Raw genomic sequence first — 17603 nt, forward strand, 5'->3', positions numbered from 1 at the left:
CAGATATAATCACATGAAAAAATTACTACTCTTATTATTTGGAATTGCTACGTTAACAGGCTTTAGTCAGGAGGTTGAAAGAATTACAGTAAATGGTCGAATTGTAGTGTCTTCTGATGATAAAGAAGGTGTTGCTGTTTTTAACTCGTCTTCTAATAAAGGAACCTATACGGATGCAGATGGGAATTTTGAAATAAAAGTAGCACTTAATGATGTTGTAGAGTTTGGCGCACTTCAATTTAAGGATTTTACGGTCACCATTACCGACAAAGTACTTATGTCAAAACGATTAACAGTTATCCTTGTTGAAGAAGTTAATAAATTAGACGAAGTGGTGTTACTGCCATTTGACCTAACGGGAAATTTGGCAGCAGATTTAGAAAACGTTAGAACCTATAACGTAAGTTTAGATGCTGTTTATTTTGGTTTAAATAATATTGAAGATTTTGAGTTCTCGGCAGATTATAAGACTAAAGCCGATAATTTAGCATTCAATGAATACAATCCGCACGTAGGAAATATGATTGATATGGTTAATGTTGCAGGATTTTTAATTAAACAAGTGGTTGATTTAAATAAATTGAAATCGAAAACCAAGAAAGAGATTTTACTAGAAAAAACACCTTTTAAGAAAGCTTTAGATGCGTATAGCGTTAATTATATTCACAGTAATTTTGAAATACCTTTAGATCAGGTGGAGTCATTTATTGATTATGTGGAAAAGGAAGGGATAGATGAGAGCTTATTTGAAAAAAACAAGGAAATGCAACTTTTAGAACGTATTTCTCAGTTAAGTAAAGCGTTTTTAAAAGATACTAGTGAAAAAAAATAGAATTCTTTATATCGTTACGGCCCTTTTAAGTGTGTGTTTTGTTAACGCACAACGAAACGATTTAAAAGGAGAATTGCTTGCTAATGATGAGGTTGAAGGACTTCATGTTCAAAATAAAACAGCAGCAAAATATACCATTTCAAATGAAGATGGGAGTTTTGTTATTCCTGCTAAAGCGCAAGACACTTTGGTGATTTCTGGAGTGAAATATCAAACACAAGAGGTTGTTATTTCAAAAGCAATGATGGATTTAGGGAAACTAACGGTCCAATTAACTGAGAGCGTTAACGCGTTAAATGAAGTTATTGTCGGTAAAATTTTAACAGGAAGCTTAGAATCCGATCTTGAAAATTTAAAAACCAAACCTGAGATTAATTTTTACGATTTGGGTATTCCTGGCTATAAAGGAAAACCGTTAACCCAAAATGAAAGAAAATTGTACGATGCAGATGGTGGATCATGGGGCAGTGTGGGTTTCGGGTTTAGTGTTAATTTATTTAAAGTCTTAAATACTATTAGTGGACGAACAAAAAAACTAAAAGCGATTGTAGAACTAGACGATCGTAGTGCATGTATAGAGCACATGAAAAATAACTATGAAAATTATATTTTTGAAAATGATTCTTTAGCTGAAAATCGTCGTGCAGAGTATTTTCTGTTTTGTCAAGAAGACGATGAGTTTCTAGCAATTTGCAATAAGAATGATGATCTTACAATGCTAGAATTTTTAAAAGTAAAGCTAAAAGTATATCAAGAAAATAGAAAATCGGTAACTAAAGACTAACTTTGGAATGCGTTTTGTAAACGTATAATACCATCCAAAAACAAAGCATGAAACTACAATATTTTTTAAGTCTCTTTTTTATTCTTCCATTTTTAATTTTCAATTCTAATTCACACGAGTATTACGTCAGTGTAACAGAAGTAGAATATGCAAAAGATCAACAATCACTTCAGATTATTAGTCAGATTTATATCGATGATTTTGAAACTGTCTTGCGCAAACGTTACGATGATAATATTACACTCGATATTGATGACGAATTAGAATCGGTAGAGACTTATATGAAGCGGTATTTAACGGATAAAATAAAAATTAAAGTTAATGATGCTGCCGTCAATTTCAAATTTATAGGAAAGGAATATAAAGATGATATAACATACTGCTATTTAGAAATAGAAAAGGTGTCAGATATTAAATCTATAGAGTTTACCAATCAGGTTTTATTCGATGTGTTTTCAGGTCAGCAAAATATTGTTCGATTAAAACTTTTAGGAAAAAATAAAAGTTTTTTGTTGATTCCTGAGAAGGATACTTGCTTGTTAAATTTTGAATAAAAAACAGTTAAAGCCGTCATAAATTCATACTTTAGGCATCATTTTTTAATAACAAAAACTTTTTATGAAAATTTTTAAATATGTTTTATGCGCTTTGTTATTTACATCATTTAGCACATATGCTCAAAATGATGTAAAACCAGAACGCCAACAAGGTCATACTAACCAGAACAAATTCAAACAGTTGTATGATGAGTTTTCTACTCCAAACGCATTCCGAACAGGTTCTGGTGCACCAGGACCGGCTTATTATCAGCAGCAAGCAGATTACAAAATGGATATTGAAATCGATGATGTAAACGCAAGACTGTATGGGAATGAAACCATCACTTATACTAATAATTCACCAGATGAATTAAACTATTTATGGGTTCAGTTAGATCAAAATATGCGATCTAAAGATTCTAAAACTCCATTAATTAGAGAGTCTGGTATTGCGCCAGCAGCATCGTCTTCAAACGCTGTAAAAACGTATTTAAAACCGTCTTTTGATGGAGGGTTTAATATAGAGTATGTTAGAGATGTTCAAGGTAAAGATTTGCCACATACAATAAACCGCACTATGATGCGTGTAGAATTGCCCTACACAATGAAAACGGGAGATAAATTTTCTTTTGAAATAAAGTGGTGGTACAATATTAATAACCACCTTGTAGATGGAGGGCGTTCAGGATATGAATATTTTGAGGAAGATGACAACAAGCTATATACTATAGCTCAGTTTTACCCTCGCATGGCTGTCTATAATGATGTAGAAGGGTGGCAAAATTCTCAGTTTTGGGGACGCGATGAGTTTGCTTTACCATTTGGAAATTTTGACGTGAATATTACAGTACCTGCAGATCATATTTTAGATGGAACAGGGGTGTTAGTTAATCGAGAGGAAGTTTTCACAAAAGACATGATGAAGCGTTATAAGAAAGCACAGAAATCTTATGACAAGCCTGTGATGATTGTAACAGAAGCTGAAGCTAGAAAAGCAGAGAAAACTAAGAGTAAAGATAAAAAAACATGGAAACTTTCAGCTAAAATGGTTCGTGACTTTGGTTTTGCAACCTCTCGTAAATTCCTATGGGATATGATGGCAGTAAAACTAGGAGAAAAGGAGGTTATGGCGGTTTCGCTTTATCCTAAAGAAGGAAACCCATTATGGGAGCAATGGTCTACCAAAGCTGTTGCAAGTACATTAAGAACGTATTCACGTATGACCTTTGATTATCCTTATCACAAGGCGATTTCTGTAAATACACCTATGGGAATGGAATACCCAATGATCTGTTTTAATTTTGGTCGTCCAGATAAAGAAGGAAATTATTCAGATAGAACAAAATATGGAATGATTGGAGTTATTATTCACGAGGTTGGGCATAACTGGTTTCCAATGATTGTAAATAGTGATGAGCGTCAATGGACTTGGATGGATGAAGGTTTAAATACATTCACGCAATATGTTGCAGAACAAGATTTTGGAGAATGGTATCCTGAAGCATTATCACCTAATGATAAAGCATTCCCATCACGACGAGGCCCTGCTAAAAATATTGTGAGATATATGGGAGGTGATCAAGACTTTATAGCCCCAATAATGACCAAAGGTTTAAATACCTACCAATTTGGAAATAATGCTTACAGTAAACCAGCTACAGCCTTAAATATTTTAAGAGAAACGGTAATGGGACGTGAGCTATTTGATTATTCATTTAAAGAATATGCCAATCGTTGGATGTTTAAACATCCAACTCCAGAAGATTTCTTCCGTACAATGGAAGATGCGTCTGCTATAGATTTAGATTGGTTTTGGAGAGGTTGGTTCTATACAACAGATTATACTGATATTGGAATAAAAGAAGTCAAACGTTTTGCGGTAACGGGTACTCCAAATGAAAATGGAAAACGATTAGCTGAACGTTACAATAGAGATCCTAAAAGCTTAGTGTATTTTATTGAAGAAGGGACTGAAGGGTATGAAGATGCCATTAAAACAAATGCCTCTATAGAAGATTTGCCTACGGTAAAAGAATACATTATGGATAACTTTACCCCAGAAGAACAGAAGGCAATGAAAACAGCTCCTAAATATTTTTATCAAATTACTTTTGAAAAGCCCGGCGGATTGGTGATGCCACTAATTGTAGAATTTACCTATGCCGATGGAACGACGGCTAGAGAAACCTATCCTGCTCAAATTTGGAGATTGAACGATAAAGAATTTAAAAAAACTATAGCTAGCGATAAAGAAATTGTATCTATTCAAGTCGATCCAGATTTAGAAACAGCAGATGTTGATACAACTAATAATTCTTGGCCTAAAGAAGTTAAAGAAAGCGATTTTGATAAGTTTAAAGAAAAGGTTAAGAATTAATAAGACCTAAATTATAAATTTAAGCCAACTATTTTTTAGTTGGCTTTTTTTATTTTTAATTTGAAGTGGTATAATCCACAAACTCACTTTATATTTGCACTGTGATACATCAACTAACATTATTATTTATTGGAGGTGCCGAAATAATGGTAATACTATTAATCGTAGTATTAGTGTTTGGCGCTGATAAACTGCCTGAAATAGCACGTGGCTTGGGTAAAGGTATGCGTCAATTAAAGGATGCGACTAATGACATAAAGCAAGAAGTGACTAAAACCGCTCAGGAAAACAACATCATTGATACCGATGTTGCTAAAAGTGTAGCAGAGGAACTTAACAAAGTAAAAGATGAGCTTGAAGACTTTACGGGGTCATTAAAACGTAATAAGTAAATTGTGTATTTCTTAATAAATCACTTCGTTTTTTGTAATAATCATAAATGTAAGTGTTAATTAGTGCGTTTTATTTAATATATTTAGAGAGTTAATAACCGTCTAAATATTACGACATGAAAAAAATGTACACTTTGGTAGTGCTTCTAATAGCGATTACCATAGTATCTTGTTCTAAAGATACTGTTCTTGAAACCGAATCAGAAGCCGTTCAATTTCCCGAAAACCCTTTAACTGTAGAGCAAATTAATCAACGAATTAGCGAAAGCATTCGAACCACTGGAGATTTTGACTGGAATAAGGAAAATGCTCATTTTTTATGGAGTGCCTTAACGCATGGACAAAATGTTTTAACGGTTGGTTACGGTGAAGAAGGTCAGAGTTTTAGTGAGAAAAAAGATGAAGATCTTGAAAAGAAAAAAAATAGTTTAATTGCTACAATACGTAATGAAGAAAATGTTTCTAAAGAAGACTTTAAGCTTAAAGTCGATGATGTTTTAACAGTTTTCGATGTTGAAGTTACTAAACTTGAAACTATTATAGCTTTAAGAGAAAGTGGCTATATTAGATATTTAGAGCCAAATGGCTATAATCAATATACTGAGAGTATTCAGGAAAAATCAAGTTCAGGATGTGATACAAGTGGAGCCTCTATTAATGCATCGCATTACTCTACAATGGCGCCTAATAACGCACAGGTGTCTTGGCATTTTAATGAACACAATATACCAAGTGCCTGGAATTTGTCTACTGGAGCTGGCGTTACCATCGGACTGATTGATACTGGTGTTTCAAAATCACAAGCGCTTTTAAATTCGGCAGGATTTAATGATGGCTATTCTTCAGGACGTTTTGTTCAGAAATATGGGACGTTTATCGATTCAAATTGGTGGTGGTCTAGTAATTATGATGGTCCTCACGATAAATGTGGTCACGGCACAGCAATGGGCTCTACCATGGCGTCTCCAAGAAATGATAACGGTATGCCTGTTGGTGTAGCTTATAACGCTAATTTGGTAGCTTACAGAGCGACCGAAGATGTATTATTAAACGATTATCATGAACGAAAAGGTGTTTCTCAGGCTTTAAAAGATTTAGGTAATCGAAGTGATGTAAAAATTATTTCTATGTCCATAGGATATGTGTGGTCTATTGGTAATATTAAAGATGCCGTAAAGTACGCTTACAGTAAAGGAAAGTTAATTTTTGCGGCTGGTGGAACATCGACGAGTTTTACGAATGGCTTTGGGGTGATATTCCCAGCAACTATGAGTGAAACTGTTGCTGTTACAGGTGTAAACGATGGAAGTAATTATGAACGTTGTGATACCTGTCATAGCGGTAATAAAATAGACTTCACTATTGTAATGGAAGGGGATAATAATACAAGTAAAGCTCCTCCGGTATTAGGATTTTATGATGGTCAGCGACGTTACACAGGTGGGTCTTCTGTTGCAACAGCAACTACAGCTGGTATAGCCGCTTTAATTTGGTCGAGATATCCAAGTTGGAGTCGCACACAGGTTCTGAATAGATTAAAACAATCAGCAGAATTTTATCCAAATAAAAACAGTAGTTTTGGTTATGGTAATATTAATGCTTTACAAGCCGTGCAATAATCTGAAGTGAATTACAAAAAGGAAAAGCCTCATTAGTTTATAATGAGGCTTTTTTTTATATATAAACCGTGATGTTAATCTACAACTAAAACATGTTTTTCAAAAATAGATTGTAATTCAAGTTCTGGATTGTCTGTTAGACCAGAATGCGTCTTAGAACTTTGAATAACCGTACTGCGTGAGGCAGCTAACCATCTAAATCTATCTGACAATTCAAACTGAGCAATGGCTCCGCCAGAGGCATCTCCTTTAGAAATTAATTCCCAAGATTTTAAATAACTATTTATGGCGTCTAAATCTAATTCGCATGAAAAGGCATTTAACTTATTTTCGTCGACTTTAAATTTAACTCCTAGAAATTTCTTTCGTTTAGAGAATAAAATGACTCCAATGTTGAAAAACTCTTCACGCTCAACTTTAGGGACCAATCTAATAATGGCATATTCAAAAGTAACTTTATCTTGCATCTTCAGCTTCTTTTACTAAGGTGTCAATTTTTAAAAGTCTTGAATTTAGGTATTCAATATAGGCTTTTCGCATTTGGTCTGGCGTAAAGGAATCAGACTCATTTATCAGCCAATCTTCAGGTATTTTGTAGATAATATCTTCAATGGTACTTTCATTAAGTGCTTTAATAATAGTTTTAGAGGCTTCGCTTAAAAGTGATGCCCGTTCTAAAAGCACATGATTCTTAATAAGTGGAAACGTTCTAGTAAGATGATTTTTCCATGTGTCCCAATTATGATGAAAATAGAAACTTGCGCCATTGTCTATAACCCATAATTCGTTATTCCAATTTAGTAGATTCGTGTTTTTTACGGTTCGGTCTATGTTACTAATGATGCTGTCTAAAAGTACAATTTTAGAAGACGTTAAGGCATCAGCCACTGATACTAAAGGGTCAAATGTTATAGAGCTACTTAAGTAGTGCAGACCTAAGTTTAGGCCAACACTAAATTTAAGTAAATCTTGTATTTCTTCATCGGGTTCCGTTTTACTAAAGGAATCATCTAAGTTCATAAAGACTAATTCCGGAACTTTTAAACCAATGGCTCGTGCTAATTCTCCACCAATAAATTCTGCAATTAATGCTTTTGCGCCTTGACCAGCTCCTCTAAATTTTAGAACATAAAGAAAACCATCACTAGCTTCTACAATAGCCGGAAGTGATCCGCCTTCTCTTAACGGAGTGATGTATTTAACAACATCTACTGTTCTAATATCAATTTTATTCATGTCTGGTAGATTATAATTTTCTACTAATAGTTAAACCATCTCTAATAGGCAATATAACGGTTTCTATTCTCTTGTCAGACTTTAAAAGTTGGTTATAATCTAAAATAGATTTTGTTGAAATATCTTTATCTCCAACGGGTTCAACTACTTTTCCATGCCATAATACATTATCTGAAAGTATAATACCACCAGGATTCAACTTATCGATGATTAAATGGAAATAATTACTGTAGTTGGGTTTATCAGCATCGATAAAAACTAAATCAAAGGTTTGATCTAATTCTGGAATGATATCTAATGCATTACCTGTATGTTGAATGATTTGTTTACCGTAATCGGATTTGTCAAAATATTTCCGTTGAAAATCAACCAATTCTTCGTTAATATCAATAGTATGAAGGCTGCCGTTTTTTTGAAGTCCTTCAGCTAAACATAGCGTCGCATAACCCGTAAAAGTCCCCAATTCTAAAATAGATTGAGGTCTAATTAACTTCGATATTATACTTAATACACGACCTTGATAAGGGCCACTAAGCATAATGGGTTGTAATATTTTTTGATATGTTTCTCTAGTCAGTTGTTGTAGTAGTTTAGGTTCTTGTTCAGAATGATCAACTACATATTTGTCTATGTTTTCAGGCAACAATTGCATACAAAATAATTTTAATTATAGGAATAAAATCTAGGAAACTGTTAGGATAAAATTCTATCGACTAATTTCTGTTTTGCAACTTCATCATCTCCACATAACCATTGAATCACATTGTCTTCCCAAATGGCATCACCTTCGGTCTCTGTAATTATCTCGCGCTCTATAGCTAAATCTATAATTTTTCCAGGGTAAGAAGACTGCTTTTCGCTTTCCATTTCGCCAAGTGGATAAGGATCATCTAATCCCATTAAGACTTGTTTAGAGCCTTGATTCCTAATTAATAGTTCTAGGCCGCCTGTGTCGTGAACGAGTGTATCAAAGAATATGTTTTTATGACCAACGGCTTTTCTAGGGTGGCTTTTGCCTTCAAATAAATCTGGACGACCATCAAAACCTTGAATTCGTCTCCCTAAGTTGATTTGTGCCAATTGTCCTCCATGTGCAAAGCATGTTCGCATATTAGGATATTTGTCTTGGTACCCATTTAAAGTTAAGAAATGATACGCATCAGCACATTGTGCTAACATCCAAATTAAGTGAAATCTCCAAGAGGTATTTTCTAGTTTAATAAATTTTTCACCATCGTAAGGATGAATTTCTACGGCAAGATTATATTTATTCGCTAACTCAAAAATAGGTTCGTTCTCCTCATCAAAAATACAACGCCAAGTTCCAATCGTATCCATATAATGGGTTGGTAAACATAAAAGTTGAAGACCTAAAACTTCAACACAACGTTCAATTTCCCAACATGCTCCTCTAACAAATCCTGGATGAACAACAAACCCACAGGTAAATTTACTTGGGTGATTATGTTGGATTTTAGCATTAAAATCGTTCTGAAAACGTAAGGCTTGTTTCATCTCCTCAACACGAAGCCCATTTCCATAAAGTTGCGATAGGTTTAAAACAACAGCATGGTCAATATTAAAACGTTCCATCCATGCTAATTTTTCATTTAAGAAAAAACTAGAATCTGTAATTGGACGGTTCCAATCTTTTTGAAGCATGAATTTTCGGTCTTTATCTACCCAAAAAATACCTTTGTCTTGCATAAACTGAGGTATTTCCTCTGGATAAGGAAGTAAATGTGAGTGGCCGTTTATTCTAAGTTTACGTTTTTCCATAGTTATATCCCGAGAAGGGAAGAATCTTTTTTGGTTAGGGGTTAATATTTCTTTTTAGGGAAATTAAAAGCACTTTTAGTCTATCTGTACTTTTTTAGGAGGCTCCATCACTTCTCCGCAGTTTGGACAGCTACGTTTATTTTTGTCACTGTAATAGTTATCAAAAATCTTAGGCATATCTGTCTCAATATTTTCTACGGTAAAATCTTCTTCATATAGTTTTGTGGTACAATTTTCACAGAACCAAAGTAATGCATCTTGAACACCTTTGTCTCTTGGATATTCAATAACCAAACCAACCGTATTAGCTCCACGTTGCGGAGAATGTGGAACTTTTGGTGGTAAAAGAAATATTTCACCTTCTCTAATAGGAATGTCTTTAGGTTTACCATCTTCAATGATTTTAAGCACCATATCTCCTTCAATTTGATGGAAAAACTCTGGTGTTTCATTATAATGGTAGTCCTTTCTGCTGTTAGGTCCACCAACAACCATCACAATAAAATCACCATCTTTCCATACCACTTTGTTACCAACAGGTGGTTTTAGTAAATGACGATTTTCATCTATCCATGCTTTGAAATTAATGGGAGGATATATTTTACTCATGATTTTTGTTTTTTTATTCTCTATAAAGTTACAAAGATTTTGTTCGTCCGCCATCAACAGGAAGATTAATTCCGTTAATATAAGCAGCGCGTTCACTTGCTAAAAAGGTAATAGCATCAGCCAATTCTTCGGGTTTTGCGAAACGTTTGGCTGGTACAGCACTTTTCATAGCATTGGCCGCTTCTTCTTCTGTATTTCCGGTTTTTGCTGATTTGTTTTTTATGATTTCAGCTAAACGTTCTGTTCCTGTAGCGCCAGGTAAAACGTTATTCACTGTAATCCCAAATTGCCCTAGTTCATTGGCTAAGGTTTTACTCCAGTTAGCCACTGCACCACGAATGGTGTTACTAACACCTAAACCATCTAAAGGTTGTTTTACAGAGGTTGAAATCACGTTTATAATACGACCATAACCTTCACTTTTCATAAACGGAACAACCGTTTGAACTAAGACATGATTACATTTTAAATGTTGGGTAAAAGCGGATTCAAATTCGTCTACCTCTGCTGAAAAAACAGGACCTCCTTTTGGACCTCCTGTATTATTAACTAAAACATGAAACCCATGATGTTTAGAAACATAGTCTGAAACTTTGGCTTTCAATTCGATAGGGTTTGAAAAATCAGCGACAATATAATCGTGCGGTCTTTGTTGCGGTAATTCGGCTAATGTAGCTTTTAACTTGTCTTCGTTTCTAGCAATTAGAGTTATTTGAACACCTTCTGCCGCTAAAGCTAGTGCTGTTGCTTTTCCTATTCCTGCTGTGCTTCCGCAAACTAATGCGTATTTGTTGTTTAATTGTAAATCCATAATATTTCCCACGAAAGTGGGAATCTGTTTAATGTGATACTGAAATGTGTTCAGCATGACATATGATTAATAATTTCGTTTCAATTTATGAGATTCCCACTTTCGTGGGAACTAGTATTTTATACAAACATTCTTAGCTTCCGTAAAAAATCGTAAGGCTTCAAAGCCGCCTTCACGACCAACTCCAGATGCTTTTACTCCTCCAAAAGGGGTTCTTAAATCGCGCATCATCCAAGTGTTTACCCAAACAATTCCTGCTTGTAATTGGTGACTTAATTTCATGGTGCGTTTTAAATCATTAGTCCAAAGGGTCGCTGAAAGTCCGTATTTAACTTTGTTGGCCATTTCTAAAACCTCGTCTTCAGCATTGAATGGCATAATGGTGACGACAGGTCCAAAAATTTCTTCTTGGTTCACTCTGCAGTTGTCATTAGGAACTTCAATAATCGTTGGTTCTAAATAATAACCGTTTTCATAACCTTTAACGGTAATTTCATTACCACCGCATAACACAACTCCATTTTCGTTTTTAGCGATTTTAATATAGTCTTTTACTTTCTCTAAATGCGGCTTAGATACTAAAGCACCAATATTAGTGTCTTCGTTTGATGGATGCCCAACTTTTAACGCTTTTACTTTAGCGACAAAATCTGTTTTGAATTTCTCATAAATAGAGGCTTCTACAAAAATGCGACTGCCACATAAACAGATTTGTCCTTGATTTGCAAACGATGAACGAACCGTTGTATTCAGCATGTCTTCATAATCACAATCTGCAAAAATGATATTTGGGTTTTTTCCACCTAATTCTAAGGATAGTTTTTTGAACATTGGTGCGGCAACTCTCGCAATATGTGCTCCTGTTGCTGTGCCGCCTGTAAAACTTATGGCTTTAATATCTTGATGTTCAATTATCGCTTGTCCTGTTGAGGTTCCTAGTCCGTGAACAATATTTAACACGCCTTTTGGCAAGCCAGCCTCATTACAAATTTCGCCTAATAAATAAGCGGTCATTGGTGTGACTTCACTTGGTTTGGCAACCACACAATTTCCTGCGGCAAGCGCTGGTGCGATTTTCCAAGTAAACAAGTAGAGTGGAAGGTTCCAAGGTGAAATACAGCCTACAACTCCAATCGGTTGGCGTAAGGTGTAATTTATGGCTTGTTGTCCTACGGATTCATGACTTTCACTTGCAAATTGTGTAATCGCATTTCCAAAGAATCTAAAGTTACTTGCAGCTCTTGGAATATCAACCGCTTTTGCTAAACTAATAGGTTTTCCGTTGTCTTTACTTTCTGCTTCTGCAAAACGCTGTAAGTTAGCTTCTAGTAATTCTGAAATTTTAATTAAGATTCTGCTTCGTTCTTCTAGCGTCGTTTTACTCCAAGTTGGAAAAGCAGATTTTGCTGCGATATAGGCATTTTCAACATCTTCTTTTGATGAGTTTGGTATTTGTCCGTAAACTTCACCATTAGAAGGGTTATAGTTGTCTATCCAGTTATTGTTGATTGGATTGTGAAAGTTACCGTTTATGTAGTTTTTGATGTTCATGTGGTTTCAGATAAAAGAACCAAGATAATAGAGTCAAGATTTATAAGTCTACAATTCTTGGTTCTAGGTTCTTTAATCTTTTTTCTTATAAGCCATAACCTTTATCTCAACCACTAAATCAGGATGTGGTAATTGATGCACCGCAACGGTTGTTCTAGTTGGTCCTGTTTCTTTTTCGAAGAATTCTGCGTAAGCTTTGTTGTAGTCAGCAAAGTCATTCATGTTGACTAAAAAGGAAGTGACATCAACCACATCTTTTAAAGTTGCTCCGACTTTGGCTAAGTTCTTTTCTATGTTTTTTATGACTTCTTGCGTTTGTACATAAGCGTTTAGACGTTTTGTTCCCATCTCGTCTATAATATCAACTCCTGCAATGGTGTTGTCTGGTCGACGAGAACTTGTGCCTGAAACGAAAATAAAATCGCCAACTTGCTTTACATGTGGATAGGCTCCTCTTGGTGTTACTCCTGTTCCTGCGGAAGCAGGAATCTTATCATTTGTTTTACTCATCATTTTATTTTTTTATTCCGTTCATTTGCCTTGATGCAAACGAACCAAAAATCACAATCAAAATTAGGAAATTGCTAAAGCATCATTCGCTTTCGGAACTTCGTGCTTGAGGCTGCGCCTCGCATCTTCGTTCCTTCGTTCATTATTTCTGAATTTTGATGTTCAATTCTTTGAATTGATTTGGGACATTCGTATTTACTAAATCTTGTTTTTATCCCAGTTTGTTTTTTATTTTCAACTAATCACTAATCACTAATCACTAATCACTAATCAATGCAATCCAGCAATCCGATCATCTTCTAAAATCGCTTCAGTTTCTGCTTTTACTTTATCTAAAATGTCTTTTAAATCATCTTCAGTTGATATAATTTTATCAGTTAACATATTCAAAATAGCCTTGTCTTGTGCTCGTCCTCTTAGCATGGCTTCATTGTATCCAATGTCTTCGTTAAAGGTAACTAAACTATATTTTGATGAATAGGCACTAGGGAATTCTTTTTCTAAAGCCATTTCAATTTTTCGTTTTTCTTGAAATATTGGATTGGCAACATGACCTTTCATTTCATGGAAATTGTCAATGGCTAAATCGGCAATGGCATCTGTATCTTTCTTTCGGTTTTTCTCGTAAGCTTCAAATGTAGCTTCCCAATTATCTAGATTTTGATCTAGTACTTTATCAAATTCAACCACATCTTCAAATGAGGCATTCATACCTTGACCATAAAAAGGCACAATGGCATGTGCTGAATCTCCCATTAATAAGGTGTTGCCTTTATAATGCCAAGGGGAACATTTTACAGTGCCTAAAGCTGCTGTTGGGTTTTCGAAAAAGTCCTCTACCAAATTCGGCATGATTTCTAATGCATCTGGAAATTCTTTTTGGAAGAATTCCGTTACCAATTCGGGTGTCGTTAAATTATTGAAATTGTATTCTCCTTCGTTATAACTTAAAAATAAAGTGACTGTAAAACTACCGTCTAAATTGGGTAAAGCGATAAGCATAAAGCTACTTCTTGGCCAAATGTGTAACGCGTTTTTATAGGTTTTGTAACCACCATCTTCTTTTGGTAAAAAGGTTAATTCCTTATAACCGTGACTTAAATACTCTTGCGAAAAACTGAATAGGAATTTATGACTTAAATAATAGCTTTTTCGTAATGCGTATCCAGCTCCATCTGTGGCGATAATACAATCTGAATCTTCAATAAACTCTTCTTTAGAATTGTAATCTTGGAATAAAGCTGTGGTTTTTTCGAAATCTACAGAATTACATTTCTTGTTGAAATGAATGGTGACATTATCATGCTTTTCGGCTTCAGTTAAAAGTAAACCGTTGAGTTCACCTCTAGAAATGGAATTAATGTATTCATAATCTCTTCCGCTGTAATTAGATAAAAACGTATTGCCTTCTTTGTCGTGAATCATTCTGCCGTTCATAGGAATGCACAATGCTTTCACTTTATCTTCAATACCAACGAGTTTCATGGCTTTGTTTCCACGGTCCGAAAATGCTAAATTGATGGAACGACCTGCTGAAATATCTGTGGTTCTTAGGTCTGGACGCATTTCGTACACAGTGACGTTGTACCCTCTTTGTCCTAGTCTTAATGCTAATAGGCTTCCGCAAAGTCCTGCGCCTATGATTAATATGTTTTGTTGTTTCTTCATAGTATTCTGTCTGGTCGAGCGCAGTCGAGACCGAATTTGACCTCTCGACTGCGCTCGAGGTGACATTTAGTTTTTATTCAAAATAACTTTCATTTTTTCAACCATCAAATAAACATCTTCAAATGAATTATACAATGGTACAGGTGCACATCTTATAACATCGGGTTCTCTCCAATCGCTAATGACTCCGGCTTCGGTTAATTTATCGTGTAACGATTTATCAGCGTTTAAAACTTGAATGGATAACTGACAACCACGTTCATCAGGATTTTCTGGTGTGATAATTCTTATGGTATCTTCTCCTAAGTCTTTCAGTAAATACTCGAAATAACCCGTTAGTTTTTTCGATTTTTCAATCAGTTTTTCAATACCAACTTCATTAAACATATCTAAAGACGCTTTAATGGCGGCCATTGATAAAATAGGTGGATTACTTAATTGCCAGCCTTCGGCTCCAGGTAATACATCAAACTCATGGCGCATATTAAAACGTGTGTCTTTGTTGTGGCTCCACCAACCTGTAAATCGGTTGAGGTCTTTGTCGTAAGCGTGTCGCTCATGGACAAAACAACCCGACAAACTTCCTGGTCCAGAATTCATGTATTTATAAGTACACCATACGGCGAAATCGGCTCCAGAATTATGTAAGTCTAAATTAACGTTTCCGGCACCATGTGCACAATCAAATCCGACTTTACAACCATAACTGTGTCCTAAGGCTGTAATACGTTTAAAGTCGAAAAACTGCCCTGTGTAATAATTGACACCTCCAATCATTATTAATGCAATCTCGTTACCATGAGCTTTTAATATAGCTTCTAAATCGTCATAATTTAGTAATTCTTCACCCTCTCTTGGTTGCCAGAGAATTAAACCTTCTTTATCATCATAGCCATGATGGCGTAATTGCGATTCTACCGCATATTTATCTGAAGGAAAGGCGTCACTTTCAATAAGTATTTTATAACGCTCTTTGGTTGGTTTGTAAAAAGACGCCATCATAAAATGCAGATTTGCCGTTAAAGAGTTCATGGTGACCACTTCAATCGGTTTTGCGCCAACTAATTTTGCTGTGGCTTCTGTTAGGAATTCATGATATGGTAACCAAGGGGTTTTGGCATCTGTATGACCTTCTACACCTAGATTTGCCCAGTCTTCTAATTCTTGATTGATATAAGACTTTGTAGATTTGGGTTGAAGTCCCAAAGAGTTACCACAAAGGTAAATAAGTTCATTTCCGTGTTTGTCTTTTGGAATATGAAATTGAGTTCTATAATGAGATAATTCGTCTAATTTGTCTTGTTGTTGCGCGTACTCAAGACTCGGGTTATAGTTGGACAATTTGAAAGGTTTTTCGGTTTGTAACAAAAATAGCATAATTATATGATATTTCCTTTAATCGATTAATGTAGAAAGCACGACTGAATTAAAAAGAATTAAATAGTTTTGCGTATATTTTTTTGGCTAAATTTATAGTCAATAATTTTTTTGTATGCTAAAAAAACTTTGGATATCCTACCACCAATGGTATATTGAGTATAGCGGTTTTTCTAATGAAAAGAAAAAAGAAGACTTAACCTATTTTAGAGATAAACTATTTGTCTCTATTTTAATACTAACGCTTGCCTTAGGTTTAATGTCTTATATTCCTAGTGCAGTATTGGCTATTGTTTTAGAGAAATGGTTTGTTTTTGTAATCGATACGCTTTCTGTGTTAGTTATGTTGTTTTTGTTTATTAATAAACGAATGCGTTTAGCAACAAAGAAAACCCTATTTTCTATTAATTTGTTTTTGTTATCTTCTGCTTTAACTGTTGATTTAGGGCTTAATGGCAACGGTACTATTTTACTTTTTATGCTTAGTGTTTTAATAACGCTTTATAGTGGTAAAAGAGCTGGTGTTATTTCGGTTTTAATGTCTGCAGTATTTTATGTTATAGTATTGTTTATTGACTTTTTTGAAGGTATAGATTTTCAATTTTTTCCGGAGTCTCCTATAGAAATTTTATTTGTGGTTTTTATTAATAATATAGTCTTTGGATTATTAACGGTTTTTTCGGTGTCTTTTTTAGTTGATCACTTGCATCATTCGTTATTAAAAGAAAGTCAACTTCAAGAAGAGCTTATTGAGAAGCATAGAAATGTGCTAATAGCTAAAGAACGAGCAGAAGAATCGGATCAGTTAAAGTCGGCGTTTTTAACCAATATGAGTCATGAAATTAGAACGCCTATGTATGGTATTCTTGGTTGTGCTGAACTTTTGAAATCGTACCATACAGACGATAAAGACTTTAACGAATACCTTAATGTTATTGAAAGTAATGGTAAGGAGTTGTTAGATGCTATAACTGATATTTTAAGTATCTCAAAAATAGAAACAGGGTTAATGACGATTAACAAATCGACATTTAATATTAATGACTGTATTGATGGCGTTTATAATGTGTTTTTAATTGATGCAGAATTAAAAGGTGTTGATTTTACTTTAAATAATTTTATATCTCCTCAAGACAGTATTGTCAACTCAGACCATGATAAATTTACAGTTGTCTTAAGACATTTAGTAGAAAATGCAATTAAGTATACTTCAGAAGGGGGGCGTATTTCTCTTACCTGTAATGTCGATAAAAGTAAGTCGCAATTTCAATTTATTGTAAAAGATACAGGTATCGGTATTCCTGATGATAAATTAGAAATTATTCTTAATCCGTTCTATCAAGTTGATATTGAAAACAAAAATGCACTTCATGGTTCTGGTATTGGTCTTTCTATATCTAAGGCTTATGTAGAAATGTTAGGAGGCTGTTTGATTATAGAAAGTGTAGTAGGTGAAGGAACAGCTTTTAAATTTAGTATAGATATTGATTTAGCATAGATTAACGGCAGGCATCTCTAG

General features: G+C 34.6%; 17 protein-coding genes. 7 read left to right on the top strand and 10 right to left on the bottom strand.

Going from position 1 to position 17603, the window contains the following annotated elements; all coding sequences use genetic code 11:
• Positions 1-13 precede the first annotated feature (13 nt).
• The 6 genes from ACXGSQ_RS07290 to ACXGSQ_RS07315 all read left to right on the top strand — a co-directional run bounded on the left by ACXGSQ_RS07290 (position 14) and on the right by ACXGSQ_RS07315 (position 6543).
• Positions 14-832 carry a carboxypeptidase-like regulatory domain-containing protein gene (locus ACXGSQ_RS07290; RefSeq protein ID WP_458628955.1) on the top strand — a complete coding sequence of 273 codons (819 nt, stop codon included), beginning with the start codon at positions 14-16 and terminating at the stop codon, positions 830-832.
• On the top strand, positions 819-1616 hold the full coding sequence (locus ACXGSQ_RS07295; RefSeq protein ID WP_458628956.1) for a carboxypeptidase-like regulatory domain-containing protein: 798 nt from the start codon (positions 819-821) through the stop codon (positions 1614-1616). Before ACXGSQ_RS07290 ends, ACXGSQ_RS07295 begins: the two co-directional genes overlap by 14 nt.
• A gap of 47 nt (positions 1617-1663) precedes the next feature.
• Positions 1664-2170 carry a DUF6702 family protein gene (locus ACXGSQ_RS07300; protein WP_458628957.1) on the top strand — a complete coding sequence of 169 codons (507 nt, stop codon included), beginning with the start codon at positions 1664-1666 and terminating at the stop codon, positions 2168-2170.
• A gap of 64 nt (positions 2171-2234) precedes the next feature.
• Positions 2235-4532: a M1 family metallopeptidase gene (locus ACXGSQ_RS07305; protein WP_458628958.1), complete on the top strand. Its 2298-nt coding sequence runs from the start codon at positions 2235-2237 to the stop codon at positions 4530-4532.
• A 101-nt stretch (positions 4533-4633) separates the two neighbouring features.
• Positions 4634-4924 carry a Sec-independent protein translocase subunit TatA/TatB gene (locus ACXGSQ_RS07310; RefSeq protein ID WP_458628959.1) on the top strand — a complete coding sequence of 97 codons (291 nt, stop codon included), beginning with the start codon at positions 4634-4636 and terminating at the stop codon, positions 4922-4924.
• 116 nt (positions 4925-5040) lie between these two features.
• A complete protein-coding gene (locus tag ACXGSQ_RS07315; RefSeq protein ID WP_458628960.1) occupies positions 5041-6543 on the top strand; it encodes a S8 family peptidase in 1503 nt (500 codons plus the stop codon).
• A 74-nt stretch (positions 6544-6617) separates the two neighbouring features.
• On the opposite strand, the gene ACXGSQ_RS07320 is transcribed toward ACXGSQ_RS07315, so the two are convergent.
• The 10 genes from ACXGSQ_RS07320 to kynU all read right to left on the bottom strand — a co-directional run bounded on the left by ACXGSQ_RS07320 (position 6618) and on the right by kynU (position 16048).
• Positions 6618-7010, bottom strand: a complete 393-nt coding sequence (locus tag ACXGSQ_RS07320; RefSeq protein WP_458628961.1) for a DUF3037 domain-containing protein — start codon at positions 7008-7010, stop codon at positions 6618-6620.
• A complete protein-coding gene (locus ACXGSQ_RS07325) occupies positions 7000-7779 on the bottom strand; it encodes a HipA family kinase (protein ID WP_458628962.1) in 780 nt (259 codons plus the stop codon). Before ACXGSQ_RS07325 ends, ACXGSQ_RS07320 begins: the two co-directional genes overlap by 11 nt.
• Positions 7780-7789: 10 nt before the next feature.
• On the bottom strand, positions 7790-8431 hold the full coding sequence (locus ACXGSQ_RS07330) for an O-methyltransferase (RefSeq protein WP_458628963.1): 642 nt from the start codon (positions 8429-8431) through the stop codon (positions 7790-7792).
• A 41-nt stretch (positions 8432-8472) separates the two neighbouring features.
• Positions 8473-9558, bottom strand: coding sequence for an amidohydrolase family protein (locus ACXGSQ_RS07335; protein ID WP_458628964.1), 1086 nt, complete (start codon positions 9556-9558; stop codon positions 8473-8475).
• A gap of 75 nt (positions 9559-9633) precedes the next feature.
• On the bottom strand, positions 9634-10167 hold the full coding sequence (locus ACXGSQ_RS07340; RefSeq protein WP_458628965.1) for a 3-hydroxyanthranilate 3,4-dioxygenase: 534 nt from the start codon (positions 10165-10167) through the stop codon (positions 9634-9636).
• 28 nt (positions 10168-10195) lie between these two features.
• Positions 10196-10978 (bottom strand): SDR family oxidoreductase, encoded by a 783-nt coding sequence (locus tag ACXGSQ_RS07345; RefSeq protein WP_458628966.1) that lies wholly within the window; start codon positions 10976-10978, stop codon positions 10196-10198.
• 111 nt (positions 10979-11089) lie between these two features.
• On the bottom strand, positions 11090-12529 hold the full coding sequence (locus tag ACXGSQ_RS07350; protein ID WP_458628967.1) for an aldehyde dehydrogenase: 1440 nt from the start codon (positions 12527-12529) through the stop codon (positions 11090-11092).
• A 72-nt stretch (positions 12530-12601) separates the two neighbouring features.
• The gene (locus ACXGSQ_RS07355; RefSeq protein WP_458629337.1) at positions 12602-13039 is read right to left on the bottom strand and encodes a RidA family protein; all 438 of its coding nucleotides are present in this window, start codon (positions 13037-13039) and stop codon (positions 12602-12604) included.
• A 270-nt stretch (positions 13040-13309) separates the two neighbouring features.
• Positions 13310-14707, bottom strand: coding sequence for an FAD-dependent oxidoreductase (locus ACXGSQ_RS07360; protein ID WP_458628968.1), 1398 nt, complete (start codon positions 14705-14707; stop codon positions 13310-13312).
• Positions 14708-14773: 66 nt separating this feature from the next.
• Complete coding sequence (gene kynU / locus ACXGSQ_RS07365) at positions 14774-16048, bottom strand: kynureninase (RefSeq protein WP_458628969.1); 1275 nt, start codon at positions 16046-16048, stop codon at positions 14774-14776.
• 151 nt (positions 16049-16199) lie between these two features.
• On the opposite strand from kynU, the gene ACXGSQ_RS07370 reads away from it, so the two are divergent.
• Positions 16200-17582, top strand: coding sequence for a sensor histidine kinase (locus ACXGSQ_RS07370; protein ID WP_458628970.1), 1383 nt, complete (start codon positions 16200-16202; stop codon positions 17580-17582).
• The last annotated feature ends 21 nt before the right edge of the window (positions 17583-17603 follow it).

It is taken from the genome of Winogradskyella sp. PC D3.3 (assembly GCF_054366245.1).

Coding starts and splice junctions, on each gene's coding strand:
- ACXGSQ_RS07290 (WP_458628955.1), top strand. CDS start 14: ATGAAAAAATTACTACTCTTATTATTTGGAATTGCTACGTTAACAGGC.
- ACXGSQ_RS07300 (WP_458628957.1), top strand. CDS start 1,664: ATGAAACTACAATATTTTTTAAGTCTCTTTTTTATTCTTCCATTTTTA.
- ACXGSQ_RS07305 (WP_458628958.1), top strand. CDS start 2,235: ATGAAAATTTTTAAATATGTTTTATGCGCTTTGTTATTTACATCATTT.
- ACXGSQ_RS07315 (WP_458628960.1), top strand. CDS start 5,041: ATGAAAAAAATGTACACTTTGGTAGTGCTTCTAATAGCGATTACCATA.
- ACXGSQ_RS07320 (WP_458628961.1), bottom strand. CDS start 7,010: ATGCAAGATAAAGTTACTTTTGAATATGCCATTATTAGATTGGTCCCT.
- ACXGSQ_RS07325 (WP_458628962.1), bottom strand. CDS start 7,779: ATGAATAAAATTGATATTAGAACAGTAGATGTTGTTAAATACATCACT.
- ACXGSQ_RS07330 (WP_458628963.1), bottom strand. CDS start 8,431: ATGCAATTGTTGCCTGAAAACATAGACAAATATGTAGTTGATCATTCT.
- ACXGSQ_RS07335 (WP_458628964.1), bottom strand. CDS start 9,558: ATGGAAAAACGTAAACTTAGAATAAACGGCCACTCACATTTACTTCCT.
- ACXGSQ_RS07340 (WP_458628965.1), bottom strand. CDS start 10,167: ATGAGTAAAATATATCCTCCCATTAATTTCAAAGCATGGATAGATGAA.
- ACXGSQ_RS07345 (WP_458628966.1), bottom strand. CDS start 10,978: ATGGATTTACAATTAAACAACAAATACGCATTAGTTTGCGGAAGCACA.
- ACXGSQ_RS07350 (WP_458628967.1), bottom strand. CDS start 12,529: ATGAACATCAAAAACTACATAAACGGTAACTTTCACAATCCAATCAAC.
- ACXGSQ_RS07355 (WP_458629337.1), bottom strand. CDS start 13,039: ATGAGTAAAACAAATGATAAGATTCCTGCTTCCGCAGGAACAGGAGTA.
- ACXGSQ_RS07360 (WP_458628968.1), bottom strand. CDS start 14,707: ATGAAGAAACAACAAAACATATTAATCATAGGCGCAGGACTTTGCGGA.
- ACXGSQ_RS07370 (WP_458628970.1), top strand. CDS start 16,200: ATGCTAAAAAAACTTTGGATATCCTACCACCAATGGTATATTGAGTAT.